Genomic DNA, 11,794 nt, shown 5'->3' on the forward strand with positions numbered 1-11,794 from the left:
CCGGGAAACCCCGGATCCCTCCCCCGTACACGATTTGGGAGAAAAACCATGAGTCAACCGCGCTCGCGCGGTCGGGCGGTGCTGCGTCACCTCGCCGCGCCGGCCCTCGCACTGGCCGTCGTCGCCACCCTGCCGGCCGCCACGCGGCCCGCGCCGGCCCCGGCCGCCGACCCCTGGGCGGCTCTCGCCCCGGTCTCGGTCTCCTACGCCAAGCCGCTCGGCGGCGAGGTCAAGGGCAACTTCCTCAGCTACAACGACTTCCACGGCGCCATCGACCCGCCCGCGGGCAGCGGCGCCACCGTCAACGGCACCCCGGCCGGGGGCGTCGAGTACCTCGCCACCTGGCTGAAGAAGCTCCGCGCCGAGGCGAAGGCCGAGGGACGGACCAGCACCACCGTCGGCGCCGGCGACCTGGTCGGCGCCTCGCCGCTGGTCAGCGCCGCGTTCCATGACGAGCCGACGATCGAGCTGATGGGCGAGATCGGCCTCCAGGTCAGCTCGGTCGGCAACCACGAGTTCGACGAGGGCGTCAACGAGCTGATCCGGCTCAACAAGGGCGGCTGCCACCCGGTCGACGGCTGCCAGGACGGCGACGGCTTCGCCGGCGCGAAGTTCACCTACCTCGCGGCCAACACGGTCAGCAAGAAGACCGGCCTGCCGATCCTGCCCCCGGTCGACGTCAAGCTCGTCAACGGCGTGCCGGTCGGCTTCGTCGGGGTCACCCTGGAGGGCACCCCGGGCATCGTCAACCCCGCCGGCATCACCTCGGTCACCTTCAAGGACGAGGTGGAGACCGCCAACAAGTGGGGCGGGCTGCTCAAGCTCTTCGGCGTCAAGGCGATGGTGCTGCTGGTGCACGAGGGCGGCGCGCAGTCCCCGCCGCCGAGCACCCCGGGCGTCTCCGACTGCGCCAACTTCTCCGGCCCGATCGTGGACATCGTGCGCGGCCTGCGGCCGGAGTTCGGCCTGGTCGTCTCCGGCCACACCCACCGCTTCTACTCCTGCTCGCTGCCGAACTCGGCCGGCCAGCAGAGCGTCGTCACCAGCGCCGGCACCAACGGCCAGCTCATCACCGACGTGGACTACTCGCTGGACCGCCGCTCCGGCCGGTTCACCGGGATCACCGCCCGAAACGTGGTCGTCGAGAACGGCGTCCGTAACGCCGACGGCACCTGGCAGCAGAGCGCCCCGGGCGTGTTCGCCCGCAACCCAGCGCTGGTCGACGCGGGCGCGAAGGCGCTGTCCGACAAGTACCGCACGGCGGTCGCCCCGATCGCCAACCGGGTGGTCGGGAGGATCAGCGCGGACATCGTCCGGGACGTCCGGCCCAACGGCGAGAGCCCGCTCGGCGACGTGATCGCCGACGCGCAGCTCGCGTACACGGCCGGCGACGGGGCGCAGATCGCCCTGATGAACCCGGGCGGCGTTCGGGCCTCCCTGTCGTACGGTGCGTCGGCCGGCGGCGAGGCGCCGGGTGAGGTGACCTACGGCGAGGCGTTCAGCGTGCAGCCGTTCAACAACCTGGTGGTCACCCAGACGTTCACCGGGGCCCAGCTCAAGAACGTGCTGGAGCAGCAGTTCCCGGGCTTCAACGGGCAGACCGCCCAGCGGATCCTCCAGGTCTCGGCCGGGCTGACCTACTCGTACGACAGCACCGCCCCGGCGGGCTCCCGGGTGAGCGCCCTGGCGCTGAACGGGACCCCGGTCGACCCGGCGGCGGGCTACCGGGTCACCACGAACGACTTCCTGGCCAACGGCGGCGACGGCTTCACCGAGCTGGCGGCTGGCACCGGCCGTACCACCGCCCCCGGCTTCGACGTCGACGCCCTGGTGTCGTACGTGGGCGCGGGCGCCCCGGTGGCTCCTGGCCCGGCCGATCGGATCACCCGCCTCGGCTGAGGTACGCGCAGGGGCCCCTTCTCCCCGCTGACGCCGGCCCGGAGAAGGGGTCCCCGCACCGCGGATCCCCGTGGACCCGGCGGGAATCCTTGCGGATCGGGTCGGCGGGTGGGCATACTCGACGACGTGTTCGGTCAGCGCTTCTACTTTTACTACGGCACCGGGAGTCCGGCAGCCGTAGGTCGCGCCTGATCAGATCAGACCTACGAAAAGCCCCGGGCTCTGGAGAGCCCGGGGCTTTTCCGTCCCGGGATCCGGGCACCGGGCCCGACGTCCGAGGGGTACGGCGATGATGACAGACGTGGTGGAGCAGAGCGGCAGCGTGGCACAGTCCCGGCCGGACGACGAGCACGAGGCCGGCGACGGCAGGCCGGAGCCGGCTTCGACGGCCGGCGGGACGCCCCGGACCGGGACCGACGACTCGGCGGCGGGCGCACGGATCGTCGCCATCCGGGAGCGGATCGACGAGATCGACCGCACCCTGATCGAGCTGTGGCAGGAGCGGGCCGCCCTGTCCCGGGAGGTCGGGGCGACCCGGATGGCCTCCGGCGGCACCCGGCTGGTGCTCAGCCGGGAACGGGAGATCCTTGAACGGTTCCGCCAAACCCTCGGCGCCGACGGCACCCAGCTCGCCCTGCTGCTGCTCCGCGCCGGCCGCGGCCCGCTGTAACGGCCGTACCCGCGAGGTGCCCGCCACCGGTCACGGCGGCGCAGATACCCGGAAAGCGTGGCCTCCGCGCGACCATGAGGCCCCTGCTTCCGCGTATTTGCGTGACCACCCGGGCGGGTGGCGCGCGGGCGGATGGGTGGGTGGGAGAGACGGAGGACCGCCTGCCGGTGTCGCTCGGACGCCGGCAGGCGGTCGGGGGCGGTCAGCCCGGTTGGCTCAGGCCTCGTGGGTGGCGAGGATCTCGCGCTTCTCCGCGAAGTGGCAGGCGCTCGCGTGGTCCGAGCCGGAACGGATCTCCAGCAGCGGGACCTGCTCGGCGCAGACGTCCTGCGCCTTCCAGCACCGGGTGCGGAACCGGCAGCCCGAGGGCGGGCTGACCGGCGAGGGGACGTCACCGGTGAGCCGGATGATCGCCTTCTGGTCGCGCAGGGTCGGGTCCGGCACCGGCACCGCCGACAGCAGCGCCTGGGTGTACGGGTGGGTCGGCCGCTCGTAGATCTCGTCCTCGGTGCCGACCTCGACGATCTTGCCGAGGTACATCACCGCGACCCGATCCGACAGGTGCCGGACCACCGACAGGTCGTGGGCGATGAAGACGTACGACAGGCCGAACTCGGCCTGGAGCTTCTCCAGCAGGTTCATCACCTGGGCCTGGATGGAGACGTCCAGGGCCGACACCGGCTCGTCGCAGACGATGATCTCCGGACGCAGGGCGAGCGCCCGGGCGATGCCGATGCGCTGGCGCTGGCCGCCGGAGAACTGGTGCGGGTACCGGTGGATGTGCTCCGGGTTCAACCCGACCAGGTCGAGCAGCTCCCTGACCTTCTGCCGCCGGCTGCCCTTCGGGGCCACCTCGGGGTGGATCTCGAACGGCTCGCCGATCAGGTCGCCGACCGTCATCCGCGGGTTCAGCGAGGTGTACGGGTCCTGCATGACCAGCTGGATCTGCCGGCGCAGCCGGCGCAGCGCGCCGCCGGACAGCTTGGAGATGTCCTGCCCCTTGTAGAGCACGCTGCCGGCGGTCGGCCGCTCCAGGTTCATCAGGACCCGGGCCAGCGTCGACTTGCCGCAGCCGGACTCGCCGACCAGGCCGAGCGTCTCGCCGGACTTCAGCTCGAACGAGACCCCGTCGACGGCCTTGACCTGACCGATGGTCTTCTTGAAGACGATGCCCTGGGTGACGGGGTAGTGCTTGACCAGGTCACGGACCTCGAGGATGTTCTCAGTCACGGTTAACCAGCTCCTCGGCGAAGTGGCAGGCGCTGGCCCGGTTGCTGCCGATCTGCAGCAGCGGCGGCACCTTCTCCCGGCAGACCGGCTGCGCCATGGGGCAGCGCGGGTTGAACGGGCAGCCCGGCGGGATGTTCATCAGGTTCGGCGGCAGACCCTTGATGGTGCGAAGTTGCTGCCCCCGCTCGTCCATCCGCGGGATCGAGTCGATCAGGCCGATGGTGTACGGGTGCGCCGGCTTGCCGTACAGCTCGAAGACGTCGGCTTCCTCGACGATCCGCCCGGCGTACATGACGGCGATCCGGTCCGCGACGTCGGCGACCACGCCGAGGTCGTGGGTGATCAGGATCAGGCCCATCTGCCGCTCGCGCTGGAGCTCGGCGAGCAGGTCCATGATCTGGGCCTGCACGGTCACGTCGAGCGCGGTGGTCGGCTCGTCCGCGATCAGCACCTCCGGGTCGAGCGCCAGCGACATCGCGATCATCGCGCGCTGCCGCATGCCGCCGGAGAACTGGTGCGGATAGTTGCTGAACCGGCCCTTGGCGTTCGGGATCTTGACCTGGTCGAGCATCTCGATGGCACGCTTCTTGGCCTCGGCGCGGCCGATGCCCCGCCGGACCCGGAACTGCTCGGCGATCTGGAACCCGATGGTGAAGACCGGGTTCAGCGCGGAGAGCGCGTCCTGGAAGATCATCGCGATGCCCTCGCCGCGGATGCGGCGGCGCTCCTCGCCGGACATGGCGAGCATGTCCTTGCCGTGGAAGCGGACCTGGCCCCCGGTGACGAACCCGGGCGGCGTGTCGAGGATGCCCATGACTGCCTGAGCGGTGACGCTCTTGCCGGAGCCGGACTCGCCGAGCACGGCGAGGGTCTCCCCCGCGTCGACGTGGTAGGTGACCCCGTTGATGACCTTGGCGACGCCGTCCCGGGTGCGGAACTCCACCCGCAGGTCCTCGACCTCCAGGAGGCGGCCTGAGGGGCGGCCGGATCCGTCGGCGCCCGGCTGGGACTGCTCGGTCACGAGAATGTCGGACAACTCAATCTCCCCTAGCGCAGTTTCGGATCGAGGGCCTCGCGGACCGCCTCACCGAGCATCACGAAGCTGAGGACGGCGGTGACGAGGAACGCGGAGGGGAAGAAGAGCAGGAAGGGCGAGACCCGGATGTAGTTCTGCGCCTCGCTGATCATGATGCCCCACGAGACCACCGGGCTCTTCAGGCCGATGCCCAGGAAGGACAGCGTCGCCTCCGCGCCGATGAACGACCCGACCAGGATGGTGCCGTAGACCAGCAGCGGGGCCAGGCAGTTCGGCAGCAGGTGCTTGATGATGATCCGGCCGGTGCCGGCTCCCAGCGCCCGGGCCGCCACGATGTAGTCGGCCTCCCTGGTGGCCAGCACCGAGGAGCGCATCAGGCGCATCACGACCGGCCAGCTCAGCACGACCAGGGACATGATGACCAGACCCATGATGTACCACTCGTTGTTGCTCGACCCCGCCCCGTTGAAGGTGGTCAGGATGACGATCGCGCCGAGCACGAAGGGCAGGCCGAAGAAGATGTCGCCGAAGCGGGAGAGCAGGGAGTCCACCCAGCCGCCGCGGTAGCCGGCGATCATGCCGATCGTGCCGCCGATCAGCAGCGTGCCGATGGTGGAGACCAGGGCCACGATGATCGAGGCGCGGGCGCCGTAGATGACCCGGGCGAAGACGTCCCGGCCCTGCACGTCGTACCCGAACCAGGCGTCGCCCGAGGGCTCGACCCGGCTGTTCGCCAGCGCGCCGTTGACCGCGTCGCCGTTGGTGAACAGCGACGGGAAGGCCGCCATCAGGATGAAGATCAGGATGAACGTCGCCGAGATCCAGAACAGCGGCTTGCGGCGCAGGTCGCGCCAGGCGTCGCCGAGCAGGCCGCGGGGCTTCTCCCTGCGGACGTTCTCCGGCAGGCCGGCGCCGACGGGGGCGCCGGGCTCGGCCTCGGTGGACGTGGTCGCCGACGGGGTCGAGACGATCGATGCGGTACTGGGGTCACTCATGCCGCCACCTCGCTCCGCTGGGTGCCGGGACGGTGGTCACGGCACGCTGCGTTCAGGATTCGTTCGCCGCGCTGCTCACTCATAGCGGATCCTTGGGTCCAGGGCGGCGTAGAGCAGGTCCACCACCAGGTTCATCAGGAGGTAGACGAGCACGAGGACCACCACGATGGAGACAACGGTAGCGCTCTCCTTGGTGACGATCGCCCGGAGGACGGAGCGGCCGATGCCGTTGATGCTGAAGATGCCCTCGGTGACGATGGCACCGCCCATCAGCGCGCCGAGGTCGGTGCCGAGCAGGGTGACCACCGGGATCAGCGAGTTGCGCAACAGGTGCACGCCGACGACGCGGCGCATCGGCAGGCCCTTGGCGATCGCGGTCCGGACGTAGTCGGCCCGGCGGTTCTCCGCGATGCTCGTCCGCGCCACCCGGGCGACGTACGCCATGGACGCGCTGCCCAGGACGAAGCCCGGCATGATCAGCTCCGACAGCCGCATCTCGCTGGAGACGGTCGGGTTGACGATGCCCCACTTCACGCCGAGCAGCCACTGCAGGATGAAGCCGACGACGAACACCGGCAGCGCGATCAGGAACAGGGTGGAGACGAGGACCAGGTTGTCGAGGAAGCCGTTGCGCCGCAGGCCGGTCAGGACACCGGCGGACAGGCCGATGATCGCTTCGATCGCCAGGGCCACCACCGCGAGCTTCAGCGTGTTCGGGTACGCGGCGGCGATGATGTCGCCGACGGCGATGTTGTTGTACGTGACGCCGAAGTCCCCCTGGAACAGGTTCTTCATGTAGGTGGCGTACTGCACCCAGATCGACTCGTCGAGCTGGTACTTCTCGGTCATGAAGTTGATGTACGTGTCCGGACACCGGCGGTCGCCGCACTTGCCGGCGAACGGGTCGCCCGGCACGGACCAGACGAGCCAGTAGATCAGGAATGTCGTACCGATGAAGACCGGGACGAGTTGCAGTAGCCGTCTCAACAGATAACGGCCCATGGGGGGTCCTCCTGACAGGGGGCGCGCCGGGCGAGGGGGCCGACACGGATGGCGTCAACGTGGCGAGGGATGTTGTACACCCCTCGCGAGACGGCCCCGGGCCGGACCCACCGGTAGGTGAGCCCGACCCGGGGTCAGACCGTACGGATCAGAGCTCGACCGAGGTGATGTCGAGCTCGCCGACGTTGGTCAGCTCCATCTTCTTGATCTTGTCCGAGCGGCCGGACTGCTGGCCGCTGAAGTAGACCGGGATCGACGGGGCGTCAGCGTCGATCAGCTTGACGGCCTCGGCGAACTTGGCGTGCGAGGCGTCCAGGCTCGGCGCGGCGCTGGCCTCCTTGGCCAGGGCGTCGACCTGCTTGTTGCTGTACAGGCCGTCGTTCGAGGAGCCACCGGTCACGTAGAGCGGGTTGACCCAGTTCTCGACGTCCGGGTAGTCCTGCTGCCAGCCGGCGCGGTACGGGCCCTTCATCTTGTGGGCGTTGATGTTCTGCCGGAACACCGCGAAGGTCGGCACGCCCTCGGCGCGGGCGTTGATGCCGAGGTTGGTCTTGACCTGCTGCGCGACGGCCTCCATCCACTCCTTGTGGCTGGCGTCCGCGTTGTAGTAGAAGACCATCTCGCCGCTGAAGCCACCGGCCTCGGCGAGGAGCTTCTTGGCCTCGTCGACGTTGAACTGGCAGGCGGTGCAGTTGCCCGGCGCCGCGCCCGGGGCCAACGGGTTGGCCCAGCTGTCGGCCGGCTTGCGGTTGCCGAAGAAGATCTTGTCGGTGACTTCCTGCCGGTTGATCGACAGGGAGACGGCGCGACGCAGCTTCGGGTTCTGGAAGCGCTTGTCGTAGATCGGGAAGGCGATGATGCCGGTGACCGGGGCGACCGACGAGATGGCCCGGTCGCCGAGGTCGGTCTTCCACTTGTCACCCGCGAGGGAGGAGACCGGAACCTGCTGCTGGAAGTCGATGTTGTTGGAGACCAGCTCGCTGTAGACGGCGTCGTCGTTCTGCGAGAGCTTGACGTTGACGTCCTTGATCTTCATCTTGTCGCGCAGCTGGTAGTCGTCGAACCGCGTGAGCTTGATGAGGACGTTGTTCTCCCACGACACGAACTTGACCGGGCCGTTGCCGACCGGCTTCTTGCCGAAGTCCTCCGCGGTGCCCGCGAAGAACGCGTCCGGCAGCGGCATGAAGGTGCTGTAGCCGAGCTTGGTCGGGAACACGGCGGTCGGCGCGGCGAGCGTGACCTCGAAGTTCCAGTCGTCGACGACCTTCAGGCCGGACATGACCTTGGCCTTCGGCTCCGGGGCCTTCTGCGGGCCGTCCGCGCCGTCGGGGTCGGCGGTGTTGACCTCGTCGAAGCCCTGGATGTCCGCGAAGAAGCTGGAGTTCTGCGCGCCGTTCGGCGAGTAGGCGCCCCAGTTCCAGGCGTCAACGAAGTTCTTCGCCTTGACGGCGGTGCCGTCGTGGAACTTCGTGTCCTGCTTGATCTTGATCTTGTAGACCTTCGAGTCGGTCGTCTCGATCGACTCGGCGAGGGCGTTCCGCGGGGCGCCACCGTCGTTGGGGTACTCAACCAGGCCGGTCCACAACCAGTCGATGAGCTTGCCACCGTTGGTCTCGGTGGTGTTCGACGGGACCAGCGGGTTCTCCGGCTCGCCGCCGTCGATCGTGATGACACCGTCCGCGCTGTTGCCGGCGTCGCCGCCGTCGTCGCTGCTGGAGCAGCCGGTCACGACGAGCGCGAAAGCCGCACCCAACGCGATCGCGCCACTCGCCCGCTTCGAGACTCTCATTCCGAGGGGCCTCCTCTTTCTAGCCTGGTTCCGTCGTGAGTTCTCACGCACGTATGGGGGTGACACCGCCGGCGACCGCAACCGCTCACCGCCGGTTTAACGCAGAGAAATCGGGACACCCCTGATGCACCGATCCGCCGGGCCACCACACCACACCGGGCTCGGCTCCGCGCAGGGCCGGGCGACCACGAACCGTGACTGCTCAGCGGCTTCCGTGGTCGCGGGACCGTGCGTGGGTGCCTCACGCCGGGGGTGAGGTGCTGCAACTGTGACACCTACCGGCCCGTTACGTGAAGGTGCCGTTATCAAGCCGTTAGTTGGTCGCAGCGTTGCCGATACTTGAGAAAAGATCATGATACGACCCGATAACATCGCCCTGACCAGGGAAAACGTGGTCGACTCCCCTCGCCCAGGTCGACGCGTAGGCTCGGCTCTGTGAGCTTCCCCGCCTCCGCCCCGGCGCTCGCCGGCATCCACCGTGCGCTGGCCGTTTTTGCCCATCCGGACGATGTCGAATTCGGCTGTGCGGGCACCATAGCCGGCTGGGTGGACGAGGGGACGGAGGTGGCCTACCTCATTGTCACCCGGGGTGACGCCGGCGGGTTCGACGACACGCCCCGCGCGGAGGTGCCCCGGCTGCGCGGGGAGGAGCAGCACGCCGCCGCCGCGGCCGTCGGGGTGCGCCGGGTCGAGTTCCTCGACGGGTACGTCGACGGCACCCTCGCCCCGACGACCGCGCTGCGCCGGGACATCACCGCGGTGATCCGTCGATTCCGACCCGACCGGGTGCTGACCAGCTCCCCGCTGCGCCGCTGGGAGCAACTGACCGGCCCGAGCCACCCCGACCACCTGGCCGTCGGCGAGGCCACCACCTGCGCGATCTACCCGGACGCGCGCAACCGGTTCGCACACCCCGAGCTGCTGGCCGCCGGGCTGGCGCCGTGGGTGGTCCGCGAGGTCTGGTACGCCGGCGGCCCCGGCCCGGACCATGTGGTCGACGTCACCGACCGGTACGACCGCAAGGTCGCCGCGATGCGCGCGCACCGCTCGCAGACCGCCCACCTGGACGTGGAGGCCTGGGTCCGGGACCGGCTCACCACGGTCGCCGACAACGCCGGGCTGCCGCCGGGCCGGCTGGCGGAGGCGTTCACCGTCCTGCGGACGGAGTGACCGGGCCGGCCCCGGCCGGCGTCAGACCAGGCGACGGTCCGCCGCCCAGCGGGACAGCTCGTAACGGTTGGACATCTGGAGCTTGCGCAGCACGTTCGACACGTGCGTCTCGACCGTCTTGATCGAGATGTAGAGCTCCTTGGCGATCTCCTTGTACGCGTACCCCCGGGCGAGCAACCGGAGCACCTCGCGCTCCCGGTTGGTGAGCAGGTCCAGCTCCGGGTCGGCCACCGGGGCATCCGGTCGGGCGGCGAAGGCGTCCAGCACGAACCCGGCCAGCCGAGGACTGAACACGGCATCCCCGTCGGCCACCCGGCGCACCGCCGCGGCCAGGTCGTCCGGGGAAATGGTCTTGGTGACGTAGCCCCGGGCGCCGGCCCGGATGAGGCCGATCACGTCCTCCGCCGCGTCCGAGACGCTCAGCGCCAGGAACCGCACCTGCGGGTGGGTCCGGCGCATCGCCTCCAGCACCGCCCGGCCGCCGCCGTCGGGCATGTGCACGTCCAGCAGCACGACGTCGGGACCGGTGGCGGCGATCCGAGCGACCGCCTCGGCCACCGTGCTGGCCTCGCCCACCACCTCGACATGGGCTCCCAACTCGGCGCGGACCCCCGCGCGGAACATGGCGTGGTCGTCGACGAGGAAGACGCGCAGCCGCTCGGGGCGGCCCTGTGCCCCCTCGACCGGCCCGTGCTCGGCCATGGTCATCTCTCCCTCTCCGTCGTGGACTGGTCGCGGGAGATCGGCAGGATCAACCGGACCTCGGTCCCCTCACCCGGCTCGGAGCGGATCTCCGCCCGGCCGCCGTGCCGCCTCATCCGTCCGATGATCGACCCCCGGACCCCGTGCCGGTGGTCTTCCACGGTATCCGGGTCGAAGCCCTTGCCCCGGTCCCGGACGAAGGCGCTCACCTGGTCCGGCTCCACCTCCGCGTACAGCGAGACGGTCCGTACCCCGGCGTGCCGGGCCGCGTTCACCAGCGCCTCCCGGGCCGCCGCGACCAGCGCGCCGATCCGCTCGTCGGTGTCCCGGTCGCCCACCACCACCGCTTCCACGGTGATCGCGAAGGTGTCCTCGACCTCGGCCGCGGCCTGTTCCAGGGCCGCCGCGAACCGTTCCGTGGGCGAGGCGGCCGGCTTGTAGAGCCAGTTGCGCAGCGAACGCTCCTGGCCACGTGCCAGCCGCTGCACGGTCGTCACGTCGGCGGCGTTGCGCTGGATCAGCGCGAGGGTGTGCAGCACCTGGTCGTGCACCATGGCGGCCAGCTCCGCCCGTTCCTGCTCACGGATGCGCCCCTCGCGCTCAGAGCGGAGCTGGTTGTACGTCCGCCAGAGCACCGGTGCCGCCACCACCCCCACGCCGGCCAGCCCGACCAGCGCGAAGATGACGCCGTTGAGCACCACGTCGAAGTTCTGCACCGGCGAGTAGACCGCCACGACGCCGATGATGCCCACCGCGACCAGCACCCCGCCGCCGATGAACCGCAGCACGAAGGCCCGCCGGTCGCTCTCCTCCACCACCGCGCCCAGCCAGGGCACCGGCATCGACTCACCCCACTGCCGACGGCGCTCCGGCGCGGCCTGGTGCCAGATCACCCCGGCACCCACCGCGATGATCGCGACCAGCCAGCCGGCGGTGCCCGCCGCGCCGACCGAGTCGAAGACCATCACCTGCACCAGCAGCACCCCGAGCCCGATCGCCACGAACGGCAGCAACTGCCCGATGTCCCGCCGGGGCGGGACGGCGGTGTCGCCCGGCCGAAGCGGGACGACCGCCCAGAAGGCGGCGTAGAGCAGCAGCCCGAGCCCGCTGAGGCCGAGCAGCACCGTGAAGGCGATCCGCACCCGCACCACCGAGATGCCCAGGTGGTCGGCGATGCCGGCGGCGACACCGGCGGCCATCCGGTGCTCGGGCGCCCGGTAGAGCCGGGGCGGCTGGATCACGGCGCTGATCGGATACTCCCTGTTCGGATGCGACGGGGCGGGCGCCGGACCGGCGTGCCG

At 70.1% G+C, this 11,794-nt stretch carries 10 protein-coding genes; 3 read left to right on the top strand and 7 right to left on the bottom strand.

Annotated features, from left to right (window positions below; genetic code table 11):
• Positions 1-48: 48 nt before the first annotated feature.
• Complete coding sequence (locus tag ABT023_RS04920) at positions 49-1,899, top strand: bifunctional metallophosphatase/5'-nucleotidase (protein ID WP_350881793.1); 1,851 nt, start codon at positions 49-51, stop codon at positions 1,897-1,899.
• 292 nt (positions 1,900-2,191) lie between these two features.
• Positions 2,192-2,569 (top strand): chorismate mutase, encoded by a 378-nt coding sequence (locus ABT023_RS04925; protein WP_502890592.1) that lies wholly within the window; start codon positions 2,192-2,194, stop codon positions 2,567-2,569.
• Positions 2,570-2,785: 216 nt separating this feature from the next.
• Here the strand turns inward: ABT023_RS04925 and ABT023_RS04930 are convergent, their stop codons facing one another.
• The 5 genes from ABT023_RS04930 to ABT023_RS04950 form a co-directional block, all read right to left on the bottom strand.
• A complete protein-coding gene (locus ABT023_RS04930) occupies positions 2,786-3,799 on the bottom strand; it encodes an ABC transporter ATP-binding protein (RefSeq protein WP_350881797.1) in 1,014 nt (337 codons plus the stop codon).
• Positions 3,792-4,820 (bottom strand): ABC transporter ATP-binding protein, encoded by a 1,029-nt coding sequence (locus ABT023_RS04935; RefSeq protein ID WP_350882106.1) that lies wholly within the window; start codon positions 4,818-4,820, stop codon positions 3,792-3,794. The genes ABT023_RS04930 and ABT023_RS04935 overlap by 8 nt, the downstream gene beginning before the upstream one ends.
• A 26-nt stretch (positions 4,821-4,846) precedes the next feature.
• On the bottom strand, positions 4,847-5,830 hold the full coding sequence (locus ABT023_RS04940) for an ABC transporter permease (protein WP_350881799.1): 984 nt from the start codon (positions 5,828-5,830) through the stop codon (positions 4,847-4,849).
• Positions 5,831-5,905: 75 nt separating this feature from the next.
• A complete protein-coding gene (locus ABT023_RS04945) occupies positions 5,906-6,832 on the bottom strand; it encodes an ABC transporter permease (RefSeq protein WP_350881801.1) in 927 nt (308 codons plus the stop codon).
• Positions 6,833-6,980: 148 nt separating this feature from the next.
• Positions 6,981-8,621, bottom strand: a complete 1,641-nt coding sequence (locus ABT023_RS04950; RefSeq protein ID WP_350881803.1) for a peptide ABC transporter substrate-binding protein — start codon at positions 8,619-8,621, stop codon at positions 6,981-6,983.
• A gap of 435 nt (positions 8,622-9,056) precedes the next feature.
• Here ABT023_RS04950 and ABT023_RS04955 point away from each other — a divergent pair, with 435 nt between their 5' ends.
• On the top strand, positions 9,057-9,791 hold the full coding sequence (locus tag ABT023_RS04955) for a PIG-L deacetylase family protein (protein ID WP_350881805.1): 735 nt from the start codon (positions 9,057-9,059) through the stop codon (positions 9,789-9,791).
• Positions 9,792-9,812: 21 nt separating this feature from the next.
• On the opposite strand, the gene ABT023_RS04960 is transcribed toward ABT023_RS04955, so the two are convergent.
• Positions 9,813-10,493 (bottom strand): response regulator, encoded by a 681-nt coding sequence (locus tag ABT023_RS04960; protein ID WP_350882108.1) that lies wholly within the window; start codon positions 10,491-10,493, stop codon positions 9,813-9,815.
• Between the two features lie 2 nt (positions 10,494-10,495).
• On the bottom strand, positions 10,496-11,734 hold the full coding sequence (locus ABT023_RS04965; RefSeq protein WP_350881807.1) for a PspC domain-containing protein: 1,239 nt from the start codon (positions 11,732-11,734) through the stop codon (positions 10,496-10,498).
• Positions 11,735-11,794: the final 60 nt, after the last annotated feature.

The sequence above is a fragment of the Micromonospora sp. NPDC002296 genome, from assembly GCF_040296145.1.
GTDB lineage: Bacteria > Actinomycetota > Actinomycetes > Mycobacteriales > Micromonosporaceae > Micromonospora.